General features: G+C 37.0%; 16 protein-coding genes. 11 read left to right on the forward strand and 5 right to left on the reverse strand.

The features are described 5' to 3' along the window. Window position 1: 1 nt before the first annotated feature. From VZD24_RS03345 to hemA, 5 genes are all read right to left on the reverse strand, one after another. Window positions 2-484, reverse strand: a complete 483-nt coding sequence (locus VZD24_RS03345) for a DUF6973 domain-containing protein (protein WP_373693848.1) — start codon at window positions 482-484, stop codon at window positions 2-4. After that, window positions 485-1,513: a uroporphyrinogen decarboxylase gene (hemE, locus tag VZD24_RS03350; RefSeq protein ID WP_279449795.1), complete on the reverse strand. Its 1,029-nt coding sequence runs from the start codon at window positions 1,511-1,513 to the stop codon at window positions 485-487. 69 nt (window positions 1,514-1,582) lie between these two features. Beyond that, window positions 1,583-2,236, reverse strand: coding sequence for a uroporphyrinogen-III synthase (locus tag VZD24_RS03355; RefSeq protein WP_342686870.1), 654 nt, complete (start codon window positions 2,234-2,236; stop codon window positions 1,583-1,585). A gap of 17 nt (window positions 2,237-2,253) precedes the next feature. After that, a complete protein-coding gene (gene hemC / locus VZD24_RS03360; protein WP_342686869.1) occupies window positions 2,254-3,198 on the reverse strand; it encodes a hydroxymethylbilane synthase in 945 nt (314 codons plus the stop codon). Between the two features lie 2 nt (window positions 3,199-3,200). Beyond that, on the reverse strand, window positions 3,201-4,463 hold the full coding sequence (gene hemA / locus VZD24_RS03365; RefSeq protein WP_342686868.1) for a glutamyl-tRNA reductase: 1,263 nt from the start codon (window positions 4,461-4,463) through the stop codon (window positions 3,201-3,203). 302 nt (window positions 4,464-4,765) lie between these two features. On the opposite strand from hemA, the gene VZD24_RS03370 reads away from it, so the two are divergent. The 11 genes from VZD24_RS03370 to VZD24_RS03420 all read left to right on the forward strand — a co-directional run bounded on the left by VZD24_RS03370 (window position 4,766) and on the right by VZD24_RS03420 (window position 18,316). Then, the gene (locus VZD24_RS03370; protein ID WP_342686867.1) at window positions 4,766-5,656 is read left to right on the forward strand and encodes an AraC family transcriptional regulator; all 891 of its coding nucleotides are present in this window, start codon (window positions 4,766-4,768) and stop codon (window positions 5,654-5,656) included. 87 nt (window positions 5,657-5,743) lie between these two features. Beyond that, complete coding sequence (hemH, locus tag VZD24_RS03375; RefSeq protein WP_279449790.1) at window positions 5,744-6,781, forward strand: ferrochelatase; 1,038 nt, start codon at window positions 5,744-5,746, stop codon at window positions 6,779-6,781. Between the two features lie 30 nt (window positions 6,782-6,811). After that, window positions 6,812-8,152, forward strand: coding sequence for an MATE family efflux transporter (locus VZD24_RS03380; RefSeq protein WP_279449789.1), 1,341 nt, complete (start codon window positions 6,812-6,814; stop codon window positions 8,150-8,152). Between the two features lie 40 nt (window positions 8,153-8,192). Beyond that, window positions 8,193-9,269, forward strand: coding sequence for a T9SS type A sorting domain-containing protein (locus tag VZD24_RS03385; RefSeq protein ID WP_342686865.1), 1,077 nt, complete (start codon window positions 8,193-8,195; stop codon window positions 9,267-9,269). A 3-nt stretch (window positions 9,270-9,272) separates the two neighbouring features. Then, a complete protein-coding gene (locus VZD24_RS03390) occupies window positions 9,273-9,986 on the forward strand; it encodes a T9SS type A sorting domain-containing protein (protein ID WP_279449787.1) in 714 nt (237 codons plus the stop codon). 82 nt (window positions 9,987-10,068) lie between these two features. Further along, window positions 10,069-10,614 (forward strand): CopD family protein, encoded by a 546-nt coding sequence (locus VZD24_RS03395; protein WP_342686863.1) that lies wholly within the window; start codon window positions 10,069-10,071, stop codon window positions 10,612-10,614. A 109-nt stretch (window positions 10,615-10,723) separates the two neighbouring features. Beyond that, on the forward strand, window positions 10,724-12,181 hold the full coding sequence (locus tag VZD24_RS03400) for a sensor histidine kinase (protein WP_342686861.1): 1,458 nt from the start codon (window positions 10,724-10,726) through the stop codon (window positions 12,179-12,181). A gap of 101 nt (window positions 12,182-12,282) precedes the next feature. Beyond that, window positions 12,283-13,065, forward strand: a complete 783-nt coding sequence (locus VZD24_RS03405; RefSeq protein ID WP_342686859.1) for an enoyl-CoA hydratase/isomerase family protein — start codon at window positions 12,283-12,285, stop codon at window positions 13,063-13,065. Window positions 13,066-13,133: 68 nt separating this feature from the next. Further along, on the forward strand, window positions 13,134-14,711 hold the full coding sequence (locus tag VZD24_RS03410) for a hypothetical protein (RefSeq protein WP_342686858.1): 1,578 nt from the start codon (window positions 13,134-13,136) through the stop codon (window positions 14,709-14,711). Between the two features lie 126 nt (window positions 14,712-14,837). Further along, on the forward strand, window positions 14,838-16,409 hold the full coding sequence (locus tag VZD24_RS03415) for a hypothetical protein (protein WP_342686856.1): 1,572 nt from the start codon (window positions 14,838-14,840) through the stop codon (window positions 16,407-16,409). 83 nt (window positions 16,410-16,492) lie between these two features. Then, the gene (locus VZD24_RS03420; protein WP_342686854.1) at window positions 16,493-18,316 is read left to right on the forward strand and encodes a Xaa-Pro dipeptidyl-peptidase; all 1,824 of its coding nucleotides are present in this window, start codon (window positions 16,493-16,495) and stop codon (window positions 18,314-18,316) included. Window positions 18,317-18,349 lie beyond the last annotated feature (33 nt).

Here is an 18,349-nt window from a genome sequence, read left to right on the forward strand (position 1 = left end):
TTCATTCTATATAAACTAAATTATTCTCAAGTTGTTCTAAATTTTTAACAGTTGAAATCTTTATTGCTTCCGAAGCCTTTTGTTTCAAGAATGAAACGATTTCCGCTTCGTTTTTATTTTTTATTGATTCAAAATAAAGAATTCCAACGCGATTATTATGCAAATCCATTGCTTTTGCCAAAGCCTTGTTAGGCGAAAATTTTTCATGCCAATCTGTAAATTCCTTTGCCCATGCTTTTGCCATCTCTTCATTATTGCGCCACTTTAAACATTTTTTAATAATTAAAGTTACCCATAGTGCATGCCGAAATGCATTAGCTTTGTTGCTTAAATGATGCCTGCTTCCGTATTCTTTATAGGCAATATTCATACAACGCTTTGTAGCAAAAATAGTAGGAAATGCGTAAAGCGGATTTTTTAAAAACATATAAAACAACCCGAAAAGTTGCCTAAAATCTAACTTTTTAAAAATCTGCCAAAGCATTTATTCTTGTTTGTATTCCTTTACAGCTTCAATAAAAGCACCCGCGTTCTCCAGAGGAATATTTGGCAGAATTCCGTGACCTAAATTTACGATGTAACGGTCTTTTCCAAATTCATCAATCATTTGTTTTACCATCTTTTTTATTTCCGATGGCGGACTAAAAAGGCGTGTTGGATCAAAATTTCCTTGTAATGTAATATTTCCACCGGTTAAATATCGAGCGTTTCTTGGCGAACACGTCCAATCTACTCCTAAAGCCGAAGCGCCGCTTTTCGCCATGGTATCCAAAGCAAACCAGCAACCTTTTCCGAAGGCGATAACTGGAGTTTCATCCTTTAAAGCATCTATTATTTGCTGCATATATTGCCAGCTAAATTCCTGATAATCGGTTGGCGAAAGCATGCCTCCCCAACTGTCAAAAACCTGCACCGCGTTTACCCCAGCCTTTACTTTTTCTTTTAGGTATAAAATTGTTGTATCGGTAATTTTCTGAAGTAATTCGTGTGCCGCAACTGGCTGCGTAAAACAAAATTCCTTCGCTTTGTCAAAATTTTTACTGCCTTGCCCTTGCACGCAATAACACAAAATTGTCCACGGACTCCCAGCAAATCCAATTAACGGAACCTCATCGTTTAGTTTTTCCTTCGTCATTTTTATGGCATCCATCACGTAGCCAAGCGTTTCGTTAATATCTGGAACAATAACGCGTTCCAAATCCTTTTGCGAACGGATAGGCTCTGGCACCCACGGTCCAATTCCGGGTTTCATTTCTACATGAATGTTCATGGCTTGTGGAATTACCAAAATATCGCTAAACAAAATGGCGGCGTCCATGCCGTATCTGCGGATGGGTTGTACGGTAATTTCACTGGCAAGCTCGGGAGTTTGGCAGCGAGTGAAAAAATCGTATTTCGCTTTTATTTCCTGAAATTCGGGCAGGTATCTTCCAGCTTGGCGCATCATCCAAACGGGTGGTCTTTCCACGGTTTCGCCGCGGAGGGCTTTTAAAAATAAATCGTTTTTAATCATAATTATACTTTTGTCGTTTCGAGCGCAGTTGAGAGTTATAAGGAGTACTCGATTGCGATCGAACGGATATTACGTTATTAATAATTTTGCTGCCTTAGCAATAACACTTTCAACAGTCGTGGTATTTGAAATTACCACATTTTCCATAAATTTTCTTGCTTCGGAAGCAGTTGTTGTTCCTATACAAACCGCCGTTCCGTTAGTGAGTTTATTTTCTAAAAAAAAGCTTCGGACGCCACTGGGACTAAAAAAAAGCACGGCGTTAAATTGTCTGTTAATTTTTATAGGATTTAGCGTGGTTTTATAAGCCACTATTTCTTGAAATGAAACGTTATTTTCTTTTAATTTCGAGGGAATTTCTTCACTTCGAATATTTCCGCAGAAAAAATGAAAGGTATCGTCTTTATGATTTTCAACTAAATATGAAGCCAAATCTGCAGCATATTCAGTCATTTTAATCACCTTTAAACCGTTTTTTTCGAGAAGTAATTTTGTTTTTTCACCAACGCAAAAACAATTTTTAATTTCGCTCGACCGATTGTTCTCAAAAAAGGAATGAACCCCGTTCTGACTTGTAAATATTGCGTTTTTAATTTTCGGGGGAATTTCAAAAACTTCAAATTGAATTTTTATCGCGTTATATTCAACCAACGAAACAGATGCATTCAGCAACAACTCTCTTTGAGAAAGACTCAATTTTTTAGTTGAAAGAACGCTTTTCATTAAATTGAATATAAAAATTACTTATTGATCTGCTTTTTAATCTGCGCCATTAATTCGGTACCGCCGTTATTTAGGATATGCAAAGCACATTTTTTTCCAAATTCTTGGTAATTAGTTATTTTAACGGTTTTTTCAATTTCGAGTTTATTTTTACCATTTAAAGAAAATAAGCAACCTTTAAAAAGCACTTCATCGCCAATAATTTCGGCAAATGCTCCTATCGGAGCCGTGCAGCCGCCTTCTAAAGTTCTTAAAAATTCGCGTTCAATATGCGTACAAATCTGTGCTCGAATATCATTTAATTTTGACGTGGCTTCCGTACAAAATTTATCATTTTCCAAAGCCACCACAACCATTGCACCCTGTGCCGGTGCAGGAAGCATCCAGTGTAAGGCTTCGCCAGCCCCTGTAAAGGACGGACTTTTAATGGCATCGCCATTGGCAATACCCAATCTTTCCAATCCTGCTTTTGCGAAGATCGCACCTTGCCAATCGCTATCCTTTAATTTTTGAAGTCGAGTATTAACATTGCCGCGAATATCTACAACTTTGTGGTGTGGGTACCGATTAAGCCATTGTGCCTGTCGGCGGAGGCTTCCCGTTGCGATAGTGCACGGTTTTTCAAAATCTATTTTGGTTGTAGTTACTAAAATATCGTCTGAAGAAGCGCGCTCTAAAACAGCTGTTTGCACGATACCGTATGGCAATTGCGTTGGCACGTCTTTCATACTGTGTACGGCAATATCAACTTTGCCCTTTATCATGGCAACATCCAAGGTTTTTGTAAAAATACCGGTAATTCCCATTTCGTAAAGTGGTTTGTCTAAAACAAGATCACCTGTAGATTTTACGGGAACAAGCTCAGTGGTGTAACCTAAATTTTCGAGTTTAGACTTTACAGTGTTTGCTTGCCAAAGTGCAAGTTCACTGTCGCGCGTACCAATTCGGATTGTTTTTTTCAAGGTTAGGCAGTTTCAAGTTGGAAGACCCTTCTAATAAGTTCAATACTTTCGGCAGAGCCTTCTTCGCCCTTTAGATGGTTGGCGAAATGTGTAGTAATTTTTTGAATAAGGCGGTCGCTGATTATTTCGGCCTGATCTTGGTTAAAACCATCAATTTTTTTACTTTGATAATCTAATTCGCCGGCTTTAATTTCAATCAACTTATTTTTTAAAGCATTAATGGTTGGCGCATATTTTCTATGATCCGCCCATTTGTTGAATTCCTTTTCTATTTCGGCAATAATTTTTTTAGCGAGCGGAAGTTGCGCCGCACGTTGCTCCAACGTATGATCGGTGAGCGCCGAAAGCTGATCCATGTGCACCAGGGTTACCAATTCATTTTCCAAAACATCATCCGAAACGTTTTTAGGAATTGAAAGGTCTAAAATTAGCAACGGTCTATTTAGGTACAAAAGTTCCTGCGAAATAGTGGGTTGCTGTGCCCCGGTGGCGACAATAAGCACATCTGCCTGGGCAATTTCGCTTTGAATATCGGCGTAGTCTTTTACAACTAAATTAAATTTTCCAGCAACCTTTTCCGCCTTTTCCTTTGTTCGATTAACAAGCGTTATATGATCGTTTTTGGTATGTTTAATTAAGTTTTCGCAGGTATTTCTGCCTATTTTTCCAGTTCCGAAAAGGAGAATGTTTTTTTCTGAAATTTGCGGCACATGGGCCATAATATATTGTACCGCGGCAAAACTGACAGAAGTGGCACCCGAAGAAATACCTGTTTCATTTTTTATACGTTTGCTGGCCTGAATAACGGCATTGGCAAGACGCTCCATAAACGGATTAATCATGTCGCGCTTTTTAGACTCGCGGAAGGCATTTCGCAATTGACTTATAATTTCAAAATCGCCTAAAATCTGACTGTCTAGTCCGGTTCCCACGGTAAAAAGATGTGAAACGGCATCGCGGTTTTTATAAATGTACGCCACTTTTTCAAATTCCTCAACCGTGCCGTTGGTATATTGGCAGAGCAGTTTTATAAGCTGATACGGATGCTGGGCAAAACCGTAAAGTTCGGTGCGATTACAGGTAGAGATAACGGTAAGTGAAGGAATTCCGTCTGCCTTGCCCTGCTCTAATATTTTTTCCTTTGCGGTATCGTCAATGCTAAAATGACCACGTATCTCGGCATCTGCTTTTTTGTAGTTTAACCCGATGGTATAAAAATTACCTTCGAGTGCTTCTCCAGAATATGTTTTCAAATTAGTTTTCATTCATGGATTATATTTGTGAAATTTGGAAGGCTTTTTCGCAACGCCGAAAAGAAATAATGTAATTAAAATATTTTCTTTTGGTTGGTTTAAAATTTATTCGAAGCCATTTCATATAAAACAGAGCAAATGTAAGTGCATTGTTTTTTAAAAAGTAACGCCAGCGGTATCTTTTATGTCGATGTCTGTTAAAAATATTTAAAAAATGACTTTTATCATACTTTAGCCCTAAATTCGCGGTTTCCAAACCAAATTAATAGCGCTTTATTTAGAACAGTTCTAAATAGAATTAATTTAAAAACGAGATGGATTTACAAAAAAATGTCGCTCAAGGTTTCTACAGAGAAACTACAATTGAACCAGGGTTCCTTATCTTAAAGTTTAACAACGAAAGTGATGAAAATCAAACTTTTAAACGCGAAGTAAGCTCTAATTTTATACAGTTTCATTTTTGTATAAAAGGTACGGCGTCGTTTATTTTTAATGATGGAAATTACAAGTTACCAATTCAGGAAGGAAATTCGTTATTGCTGTATAATCCGCAGCGTGATTTGCCACTAGATTTAACGCTCAATATAAATTCGTGGGTGCTTTCTGTACTGCTTCCCATAAATAAATTTCACAGTCTTTTTTCTACGGAAGCAAACTATATTACCTTTTTAAGCGATGAAAATAAAGATCGAAAATACTATAAGGACGCACAAATTTCGCCATCGATGGCCATTGTGTTAAACCAATTGATGAATTATAATTTGCATCCTACCATTAAACCGCTTTATTTTAAAGCAAAAGCCTACGAACTGCTAAGCCTCTATTTTAATAGGCCTGTAGATGCCGATGTAGAGCAATGTCCCTTTTTAGCAGACGAAGACAATGTTTCTAAAATAAAAAAAGCGAAACAAATTATAATTGCCCGAATGACCGAACCCCCAACTTTGCAGCAATTGGCAGACGAGATAAATTTGCCCTTAAACAAATTAAAAGAAGGTTTTAAGCAAATTTATGGCGATTCGGTTTTCAGTTTTTTATTCGATTATAAAATGGAGGTTGCACGCCAACTTTTAGCCACGGGTTCGCACAATGTAAATGAAGTTGGACTAAAAGTGGGATATAGTGCCTCCAGCCACTTTATTGCAGCTTTTAAAAAGAAATTTGGCACAACGCCAAAAAAGTTTTTAATGGGATTGAATGTATAATTAATTAAAATAGCACTATTATTTTAAAGTGTCATCACCTTTGAGCATTGCGTTTTAAAAACGTAATTTTGCCTAAAATTTTTTCCTATGAAGGGAGTTCTCCTTGTAAATCTCGGCTCGCCAGACAGCACCGATCCAAAAGATGTTAAAAAATATTTAGACGAATTTTTAATGGATCCTCGGGTCATAGACGTGCCCTTTTGGTTGCGTTCCTTTATCGTTCGTGGAATTATTTTAAATACGCGACCAAAAAAATCTGCCGAAGCCTATCAAAAAATTTGGTGGGACGAGGGTTCGCCATTAATAGTGCTTTCTGAAAGACTTCAGAAAAAAATACAAAACAAAACTACGGTTCCGGTGGCCTTGGCAATGCGCTACGGTAGTATGACACTTAAAAAAGGATTACAAGAATTGGTAGATCAAGGCGTAGATGAAGTATTAACAATTCCGCTTTATCCGCAATTTGCAATGGCAACTACAGAAACCATTGACGTGAAGGTGGAAGAACTTAAAAATGAATTTTTTCCACAATTAAAAATTACTTCCCTCCCCGCATTTTACAATAAACCCGAATATATTGAAGTACTCGCAAAGAGCATGGCAGAAAAGCTGGAAGGTTTAGATTATGAGCATCTAATATTTAGCTATCACGGGGTTCCGGAAAGACATATTTATAAGCGCGATATTACAAAAAGCCACTGTAAAATTGATGGCAGCTGCTGCGTAACCGAGTCACCAGCACACCAATTTTGCTACCGTCACCAATGTTTTAAAACCACCGAATTAGTTGCTGCAAAATTAAATTTAAAACCGGGCACCTACTCCAATGCCTTTCAATCGCGTTTGGGTTTTGACCCGTGGTTAAAACCGCCAACCGATAGGACCATTGAGCGTTTAGGCCTCGAAGGCATAAAAAAAATAGCCATTGTAACTCCGGCATTTGTAAGCGATTGTCTTGAAACTTTAGAAGAAATAGCCATGGAAGGTGAAGAAATTTTTCACGAAGCAGGCGGAAAGGAATTCACGGTAATTCCATGCTTGAACGACCGCGACGATTGGGCCGAAGTGCTAACGGGCTGGATTGATCAATGGCGTATAGTTGATACAAAAACTGCGATTGCCTAAGCCCCTTTCAGATTAAAGGAACTAAAAGAAATGAACAATAAATCTGCCGCTTTAGGCACAGAACCCATTGGAAGTTTATTAATTAAACAAGCGGTTCCTGCCTCTATTGGAATTCTAGTGATGTCGCTGAATATTTTAGTCGACACCATTTTTGTAGGAAATTGGATTGGTTCCATCGCTATAGCTGCAATTAATGTGGTTCTGCCTGTTTCATTTTTTATCGCTGCCTTGGGAATGGCCATTGGAATTGGCGGTTCATCTATAATTTCGCGTGCTCTTGGAAGCGGAAATAAAGAGCGCGCATTAAAAACCTTCGGCAATCAAATTACCCTAACGCTGTTACTTACTACCGCAATGGTAGTATTCGGATTAATTTTTATAAATGAACTTATTCCGGCCTTCGGTGGTAAAGGGGCCATTTTTGAACCTGCCAAAATCTATTACCGTATTGTGCTCTACGGAGTGCCACTTTTGGCGTTATGTATGATGGGCAATAATGTAATCCGCGCTGAAGGAAAACCGAAGTTTGCAATGATTGCGATGATAATTCCGTCGGTGGGGAATCTGATCTTAGATTACATTTTAATTTATCATTTAGATATGGGAATGGCTGGTGCCGCTTGGGCAACCACCATTTCGTACGGTTTATGTTTTTTGTATGTGCTTTATTTCTTTTTAAGCGATAAATCGGAACTACAAATAAGTATGCCGCACTTTGGTTTAGATCTGCCTATTTTAAAGGAAATGTCTGCACTTGGATTTGTTACGCTTTCTCGACAGGCTGTGGTGAGCATAACCTATCTTTTAATGAACAATATTTTGTTCGACATTGGCGGCGAATCCTCCGTTGCTTCCTATGGTATTATTGCCCGCATGTTAATGTTTGCACTCTTCCCTATCCTTGGGGTTACACAAGGTTTTTTACCCATAGCTGGGTATAATTATGGAGCACATCAATTTACACGCGTACGCGAAAGTATTAACAAAGCAATACTTTATGCTGGCGGCTTGGGCCTCGTTATATTTACCGTTATAATAATTTTCCCTGAAGCTATTGTTTCAGTATTTACAAATGATATAGATATACTTTCAAAAACCCCTGAATATATGCGTTGGGTTTTTGCCGCAACACCTATAATTGCAATCCAACTTATTGGCTCCGCATACTTTCAAGCAATTGGGAAGGCTGTTCCGGCCCTGCTTCTAACTTTAACACGGCAAGGGTTTTTCTTTATTCCACTTATTTTTATACTGCCCCATTATTTTGGCGAACTTGGGGTTTGGATTTCCTTTCCCGCGGCCGATGTGCTCTCTACTATTGTAACGGGTTATTTTTTGAATCGGGAAATCCGGAAAACGCTTACGGACTAGGTCGATTTTTTAGTATCTTTAAAATACTAATTCCTCGGTTATGAAAAAACTACTACTTCTTGTATTTGGTATTTCAATGTTGTCATCATTCGCGCAGCCTGCTGGAATGCTGAACGAGACTTTTCGCTTAAAATCCTTATACATTGGAAATACGTATCTAACCCCTAATGGCGAAAATCCTAATTTAACCATTTACGAAGTTGCAGGGGATTACGTTTTGGAGGCTGACGGCATTTTCAATACAATGAATGCAGCGGCAAGCTTCAACGGAAATTCAATGACGCTCAATGATTATGGTGTTACGCTACACGATTGTATAGAACCTAATTGCTATTATGAAGATTTATATTTTTATGATGTCTTAACAAATCTGAATCTCGAGACTAAAACATTCACCTTTTTCTATTCTGAAAACAACGGTTTTAAATTTTTAAGGCTGAGAGATACAAATTACAATACAGCATATTATAGCACAGAACCTGCGCCCATAGCCAATCCCATGTTGTTTCAAACTTGGTATCTCTTTATGCAAGAAGGAGACATGGGCGATCCCATTTTTTATAACGGACCCAATCCACCACAAATAACTATAAATCCAGATTTTACATATACTGGCATTGAAAGCTGCGCAACAATTAGTGGCGATTTTATTTTAGGAAGTGGCGATATTTATTTATTTCAATTACAGCCACAGAATTATATAAATGACGAAAGCAATTGCCAGCCGGGTGAAGCAGAATACGCTTTGTATGAAATTCAAGGCAGAATGTTATTAGACACCAGTGTTTATGAAGGAAATGACGGAAATGATTATCTTTCATGGGAATATGCCCCAGGCTTTCTCTCCCATTTTACCAACATATTACTCTCCACTTCTGAAAATAACTTTTCTGATTTGAAGCTCTTCCCTAATCCAGCCCAAAACAAATTATTTATACAATCCATTATTAGTGACTTCGATTCAGTTTCCATTACAGATATTAACGGCAGAATAATTGTTTCATTTAAAAATATGATTTCAAATGAAATAGATGTTTCAGCATTAAAAGCTGGTATGTATTTTTTGAATATCACTTCTTCCGAAGGAAATACTACGAAGAAATTTATTAAAAATTAAGTTATGAAAAAACTGCTGTTTCTTTTTTTAATCCTTTTTACCACTCAAATTGCAGTTGCCCAACCACCAGAATATTTTGTTGACAACTGGTATTTGCACAGTTTTTCATTCAGTGATGAAGAAGTTTTCATAAATACATTAGGATTAACTGAAGGTCCTACCTTAATTACAGAAAGTGACTTTACGCTTCACGGAACTTCCTTTTGTAACAATTATTCCGGAAATTATGAATATATAGAACCTGGTCCTATAGGTGTTAATGAGATGTTTATTCCTCGGAATATTGTTCGTGAAACTGAAAATTGTGGAGATTTTGAGGCCATGGAAACACACTTTTTCATTCCTTTCCTTAATGAAGATGTGGCCGATATTTATTTCATAGATCTACCTGGGACTGAAAAAATGATCGTACTGCAATATTTTAGTTTTCCTGGATACCAAGTATATAAAAACTTTCCTGCGCTCAACATATCAGACAATAAATCTATTAAGGACTTACTTGTTTTTCCAAATCCGGCACAGAATAAATTAATTATCCATTCCGCTATTCACAATTTTGAATCTGTTTCAATAACAGATATTAACGGAAGAATTGTAATGAATTCGGTAAACAATAATTCAAAAGAAATAGATGTTTCCAACTTTAATGCAGGAATGTACTTTATTACCATTCAATCTTCCGAAGGAAATATTACAAAAAAATTCATCAAAAATTGAATCTCGATAAATAATTCGTCACTACTATTAGTTGATTAATTAGGTATCTTTACGGCCAAGTTTTTACGAAACTGAGCTATTAATGGAACAATATTACCCCTACATAAAATCGCTGCACTTAATATTTGTAATTACCTGGTTTGCGGGACTTTTTTATATTGTGCGTTTATTTGTTTATCAAATTGAAGCTTCACAAAAACCATCGCCCGACAAGGAAATTTTGGGCGAACAACTAAAAATAATGGCTTCGCGGCTATGGAATATTATTACATGGCCCAGTATGGTTTTGGCATTGGTATTCGGGTTTTGGTTACTCGGAATGCGTTTATTTTTTGTGAGCGACGCTTGGATGCAGGTAAAACTGGCTTTTGTAGTGGCTTTAATAATTTATCAATTTAAATGCCACCAAATATTTAAACAACTTCAAAAAGGCGAGGTTAAATACTCGTCCAATTATATGCGCCTCTTTAACGAAGTGCCCACTCTCATTTTATTTGCCGTGGTATTTCTGGTTATATTAAAAAGTGCCGTTAACTGGATTTATGGCACCGTGGGTATTTTCGTTTTTGCAATTATGTTAATGATGGGATATAAAATTTACAAAAGAATTAGAGAGAAAAACAATTGATATTTAAATTTTCATATTCAACTTCACAATTGAGCACAGAATGATTTTTTTTTGAAATTTTCCTTTTAGGTTCGATTATTGCTATCTTTCTATCTTCAAAATAATGTAAATGTACTTTTACAGAAAATCACTTCGCACGCGTATTTTTCTTTCCTTGTTCCTATTGGTTTTGGGAGCCTCTGTACTAATTGCTATTGTTACCGTTTTTCAATATAAAGAAGAAGCGCAGGATTATCATCGCGACAGACTTTTACGAAAAGAAGCCGCAATCAGGGAGAACATTAATTACATTTTAAAAACCACTACTTATCCCGTAGAAACCGCACAAATTCCGCTAATTTTTAAAGAGAAAATTTACGAAATTAAAGACATTCACAGTCTCGAGATTTTTCTTTACGATTTAAATGGCAATCTTTTAAAATCGTCAAAGCCTTCATTTTTTAAAGATACCGTTTTACCCAAGATGAATGAAAAAGCGCTGAATGCGCTTCAAAATTCGCCAACCAAAAGCTATATAAAAGAGTTTGAAGAAGGCGGCCAAAAGTATCAATCCTCTTACACCTACATTACCGATAGTTATTTTAAACCGCTGGCAATACTTAATCTGCCCTATATTGAAGACGACGGTTTTATAACCAAAGAACTCACCGAATATCTTTATAGGCTTGGGGTAGCCTATTTTTTTATGTTGCTAGTGGCAACTATAATGGCCTATTTTCTTTCTAAATATATTACCCGATCCCTAAAGGAAATTAGCGACAAATTATCTGAAACCCGTTTTGACACCCGCAATAAAAAAATTCATATTAGCGATACACCCCAAGAAATTGCCGTACTTATAAACAGTTACAACCAAATGATAGACGAGCTGGAAAAAAGTGCCGCACAACTTGCCGCCAGCGAACGGGAGACTGCTTGGCGCGAAATGGCAAAACAAGTTGCGCACGAAATTAAAAACCCGTTAACACCCATGCGGCTTACCGTACAAAGTTTTCAACGAAAATTTGATTGTAACGACCCCGATTTCGACACCAAAATGGCCGAATACACCAATACTTTACTTCAGCAAATTGATACGTTAAGCTCCATTGCATCGGCCTTCTCTACCTACGCAAAAATGCCTGCGCAGCAAGACGAAACACTAAATGTTGTGAAAATAAGCAAGTTGGCGTTGGATATTTTTAATGAGGATTATATCTATTTCTTTTCAGATGAAGATGAAATTCGAGCTCGGTTTGATCGTACACAGCTAATTCGCGTTGTTACTAATTTGGTAAAAAACAGCATTCAGTCTATAGAACAAAAGAAACCTTTAGATCCGCGGATAGACGTAATCGTAAAATTAGAAAATACCATTATTGATATTTTAGTATCCGATAACGGAATTGGCGTGCCCGAAGAAAATAGAAGTTGCATTTTTGAACCACAATTTACAACCAAAACCAGCGGAATGGGCCTAGGTTTAGGAATGGTAAAAAATATTGTTGAAACTTACGGTGGCACAATAACGTTGGTATCTACCCAAGAAAAAACCACTTTTAAAGTTTCATTTCCCGCAATGATTTAGGATTTTAGTAGCTTTGTGAGCTGACTGCGAATGCACGAATTTTTACATAATTATTCGTTAGCTCGTGGTAAATAAAATTCGACAATTCAAAAAAAATACAAATGAAATACAACAATATACTTTCTGAAACCAGTAACGGCATTACAACCATTACAATTAATCGCCCGTCTAAATTAAACGCTTTAAACCGCGAAACCATTCAAGAATTGCACAATGCGTTTGACGAAGCCAATGCATCATCAAAAACAAAGGTTATTATTGTAACCGGAAGCGGTGAAAAAGCCTTCGTTGCAGGTGCAGATATTAGCGAGTTTGCAAACTTTTCGGTTAAAGAAGGTGCAAAACTTGCTGCAAAAGGTCAGGAACTATTGTTTGATTTTGTGGCAAATCTATCTACACCCGTAATAGCTGCCATCAACGGTTTTGCCTTGGGCGGTGGTCTAGAGTTGGCAATGGCGGCTCACTTCCGTATTGCGTCCGATAACGCTAAAATGGGACTTCCCGAAGTATCTTTGGGCGTAATACCTGGTTACGGAGGTACGCAGCGTTTACCCCAATTGGTAGGCAAAGGCGGTGCGATGGAAATGATTATGACCGCCGGAATGATAGACGCAAATCAAGCGCTTCAGTACGGTTTGGTAAACCACGTAACCACTTCAGAAGATTTATTGGAATTCACGGAAAAAATTGCTGGAAAAATTATGAAAAATTCCTCCGTTGCAATCGCATCGGCAATTAACGCCATAAACGCAAACTACGAAGATGGCGAAAATGGCTTTAAAGTAGAAATTGAAGAATTTGGCAATTGCTTTGGCACTGAGGATTTTAAAGAAGGCACCCAAGCTTTTCTTCAAAAAAGAAAGGCAAATTTTCCGGGAAAATAATATTTTATTGTCGGTAATTTGATTTGGTTTTGTACTTTGGCAACCGTTAAACCCAAATCTTATTATAGATGAAAAAAATAATACTTCTCCTATTTTTAATAGGCTCATATGTTACGTTCGCCCAAGATATTTCAGTAAAATCTACTACTAGCGAAGTTTTTAAAGACGACAAGAAAAACACATCATTACTTTTTTCTGAAAGTGATGGAAATGGCGGCTTTATAACCGTTCGCGAATACAGAAGCGGCTTGCTGCAAATGCCAAAAGGCTACTATATAGATCATTACGACGCCAAACTAAATCAGATTAACGAAGCTGAAATTGAAATAGACAAAAGCCAGATAAAAGGCTTAATGATTAACAACGGAACTGTATTTTTACTAGAATCTGCACTGGACACAAAAGCAGACGTTTTTAATTTCAACATTCTTGAAAGCTCACTCAGCAAATTAAATTTTGAAAAACGAACGCTTTTTTCACTCGATGAGGAGGAAATAAAGAAATTTTTCGGTGTGGGCATAGGTCCCTTCTTTATGACCAATGGTTTTAATCAAATGGATTCAAATCCCTTTGGTGAAGTTACTTTTTCGGCTAAAAAGAACTTCTTTTGTGTAAATTTCGATATAAAGGACAAAGAAGCGCAAACGCAGCGATTGTATGTTTTCGACAAAGATTTTAAACCTGTTTTTGAAAGAGAGTTTAAAAGAAACATTCAAGACAGGTTATTTCAGTACGAAAACATTGACGTTGACGATGAAACGGGTGAGATTTATCTGCTCGGAAAAGTATTCGAAAATAATTCAACCAGAACCAAAAAGAAAGGCAAGGCAAATTACAATTACGAGCTTCATAAAATTACAGCATCTACCGAGAAAAGCGTAAGTTTTTCGCCAGACGAAAACTTTATAGGCTCACTGTTTACCGTGCGCGGCAAAAATAAAATTAGCTGTGCAGGTTTCTATTCTGAAAAAAATGATTTTCGTTACAAAGGCGTTTGCCGCTTTAATTTAGATCCAGAAACGCTTGCAATTACCAAGCAAAGCTATATGCCATTTTCTGAAGAGTTTATTAAAGATAAGTACGGAAAAGTAAAAGATAAAGAATTAAAAAACCTCAGTTTTAGAAGTGCTTTTATAAACGAAAAGGAAGACATTGTTCTAAACGCCGAAGAATTTTACACCGTAACCCACACACGATCTAGTATGAATGGTGGGATGAGCACAACTACCACCTATCATTTTAACGATATTGTATCTGTGAAAATGAGTCGCGATGGCGAATTATTGTGGGCTCGGAATATAAATAAAAACCAATCTACCGCCGGAGCAGTAATAGAATATTTATCATTTTCTTCATCTGTAATTGGTGATGACACCTACCTTTTTATAAATTGTTCCGATAAAATTAGGAAGATTAGCAACGACCGTATTGAGTTTAAACAAGGCAATATGAAGAAAGCCAATTTGTACGCCATAAAAATTGATAATAACGGAAATTACACCTTTAAAAACGTTGTAGACGCCGATGATTCCGATGTTTCCTATTTTGTGAAACAAGGCATTCACACTGCTATGGACGGCAGTGAATTGGTTTTTATAGGAAGAAAAAAATCTAAAAAACAATTTTTGAAACTAAATATAATGTAGGCCACAAGTGTAACTCGTATTTTTGAGGTAGAAAAAACCATACTTTTTACAACGCAATTTCCTTGGCCTTTCTTTAAAACGAAGGGCCATTTTTTTAAGTAGTATTTACACAATTATTCATAAATTATGAAAGCTATCCTTTTATCTATTTTTCTATTACTAAGTGCAATAAGTTATGCACAAACAGATTCGCTTAAAATTACAGCAAGTGAAATTTTTAAAGATGAAAAATTTAAAACAACGCTACTATTTGCCAAGGAAGATACCAACGGCGATATTTTTACGGTTCGAAATTATTATTCAAGCGTTTCAAACCCAAAAGGATATTATATTGAACATTACAGCAAAGATTTAAAATTGCTTAAAAGAACTACTGTTGACGTAAACCGAAACGAAATAAAAGGTCTGTTTTTAACCGAAGATTCGGTGGTTTTGCTACAGTTTCAGTATAATTATAAAGCGAAAGAATATGCCTTTGCTACCTTAACTTCTTCAAAGGAAAATTTCAATTTTAGCGAAAAAGAAATCTATGCCATAGACCGAAAACGTCTTAACAAATACGATCATTTTGGTATTCGCAGCGAGCCAGAATACAACCTGCATCATAATTATAACTTCGGTGATATTGTAGAATCTGAAAATGGAGAATTTATAGCACTAAATCTATTCACCAAAACTAAAAAGGGCAGTGCATTGTTGGTTATTGCTTTTAATAAAAATTTTGAAAAGCTATATGAATACGAATTTGAAAGTTTAATTTCTTTTAAAGAAATGGCAAGTAAACCGTTGCAATTACAATATTTCAATATGGTAATGAGTAACGATGGCACAGTTTATTTTTTAGGACGGGTTTTTAACGACAAGATAATTTTAGAAAAGAAAAACGCTCCAAATTATTATTTTATCCTTTTTTCAGCAGATAAAGTTTCTAAAAAACAACAGCCAATTTCCATAATGAGCAACAATATTATTCGTTCGCTCCAATTGGTAAATAATGCAGATAAGCTTGCCGCAGTGGGGCTTTACACAGACCCGTCAACCACAGGTTTTTTTGATAATTATATGGGCTATAGTGGCGTGGTGCGATTTAATTTGAACCCAAAAACATTAGCAACATCCACAGAATCTTTTCAACCTTTTTCGGAAGAATTTATGGTTGAAAAATACGGAAAAGTGAAAGAAAAATTAAAATCGTTCCTCTCTTATCGAAGCACATTTATGCTAGAAAATGGCGACATTATTATAAATGCTGAAGAATTTTGGATGGATGGATCTGGCGATTATGTAAATGCCAATAGAATCTATAAAGACATAATTAGTTGCCGAATAAGTGGTAATGGCGAATTAGTTTGGGCAAAAAACATCAATAAAAAACAAAGCGCTTGGTCGTTGGATAATATTCCTTTTCTATCCTATGCTTCCACTACAAAAAACAATGTTTCTTATTATTTTGTGAATGCGGCTTCCGATTTAAAAATTTTGAAAAATAATGAAGTAGAGTTTAAGGAAGGACCGCGCTTATACCTTCTAAAAATGTACGAAACTGGGGCATTTAGATATGAGAAAATTTTGTATCCAGATATTTACAACGCACACCTCGGGCTTCGATTTGGGATTATGTTAAACAAATCTGATATTTTGGTGCAAGCAGAAAGCAACGACAAACCCATGATGGTGAAACTGGCTTTTGAGGATTAAAATTGTATTATTGAAAGCTATTAAGCTTTCAGGAAGATTCGTAACTTTAAAAAATTCTTTTTAGAAATTATATTCTAAATATTATGAAAACTTACTTTCTATTATTTGCGGCTTTTCTATTTACTATTTCATCAATAGCCCAAGAAAAAGCCGAACCGTGGTTTAAAGATGGCGAAGCACAAATTGTTCCAGCTTTTGAAAATCAAGCAGATTGGATTCGTACCGATTTATGGGTGGAAACTACTTTTGATACCGATGGCGATGGGAAACCAGACCGTATGCACGTTGACGTTACAAGGCCAATACAAACCGAAACCGACGGTTTAAAACTGCCTGTTATTTATGAATCAAGCCCATATTTTGCCGGAGTGGCGCCAGAAACCGAAGGAGCATTTTATAACGTATACCAGGAATTGGGCGATGTAAGCGATCCAATAGTGCATCCATCTGTTACAAGACGCGGGGAGCGACCCATAATTTCAAACTCTCAAATACATACTTGGGTGCCGCGCGGTTTTATTGTTGTGCATTCCTCTTCGCCTGGAACGGGACTTTCGCAAGGCTCACCAACCGTGGGCGGGGATAACGAATCGCTAGCTCCAAAGGCAGTAATTGATTGGTTAAATGGTCGTGCAAAAGGCTATACAACTCCCACCGGAAACGAAGAGGTAAAGGCTTATTGGGCCACTGGAAAAGTAGGTATGACGGGCACTTCGTATAATGGAACTATTCCCTTAGCAGCTGCAACTACAGGCGTTGAAGGGCTCGAGGCAATTATCCCGATTGCGCCAAATACTTCGTATTATCACTATTACCGCTCCAACGGATTGGTGCGTTCCCCCGGAGGATATTTGGGGGAGGATGTGGATGTTCTTTACGATTTTATTCATAGTGGCGACGAATCTAAACGTGCCCACAACAACGCTAAATATCGTGATGACGAAATAATAAAAGGCATAGACCGCAAAACAGGAGATTATAACGAGTTCTGGGCTGGCCGCGATTATTTAAACGATATGGAACCGATGACCTCCGCATTGTTTATGGCGCACGGTTTTAACGACTGGAACGTAATGCCTGAACACAGTTTTAGAATTTATAAAAAAGCCAAAGAAATGGGGCTTCCAGTAAAAATTTACTACCATCAAAAAGGGCACGGCGGACCGCCACCGCTGCCGATGATGAATAAATGGTTTACAAAATACTTATTCGGAATTGAAAACGAAATAGAAAACGGCCCAAAAGCTTGGATTGTTCGCGAAGATGACGATAATAACAATCCTACCCCCTACGCCAATTATCCAAATCCGGATGCTGAAAAAGTTATGCTTAATTTAATAGCAACTTCAAAAAATGAAGGAATCTTAACGGTTGAAAAAACTAAAAAGCAAGGCACGCGAACTTTGGTTGATGACTATCATTTTTCGGGAGATTCACTCGCACAACTTGCAAATTCTATTCACAGATTACTATTTGTAACACCAGTTTTAAAGGAAGATTTACATCTTTCGGGCCTTTCAAAATTGCATATAAAATTGGCCAGCAGCAAACCAGCGGCTAGCCTTTCGGTTTGGATGGTTTCTTTGCCGTGGAACAATGCGCCAGATGCAAAAATAACCGACAATATTATCACTCGCGGTTGGGCAGACCCTCAGAATTATAAATCCATTTCGGAAAGTGAGCCTTTACAACCCGGTACATTTTATGAACTTTCTTTTGACTTACAGCCGGACGATCAAATAATTCCTGCGGGGCAGCAAATTGGACTAATGATTTTTTCGAGTGACAATAAATTCACTTTATTGCCAAAACCGGGAACAATTTTAACAATTGATCTTGATGAAACCACAATTGAAATTCCAGTTGTTGGTGGAACAGAGGTATTCAAAAAAGCCGTTGCCAACTAAAAACATTTAGTTTAATAGCCAATCGGAAAAAAT

Origin of the sequence: Aequorivita flava, assembly GCF_038742595.1 — a bacterium.
GTDB lineage: Bacteria > Bacteroidota > Bacteroidia > Flavobacteriales > Flavobacteriaceae > Aequorivita > Aequorivita marisscotiae.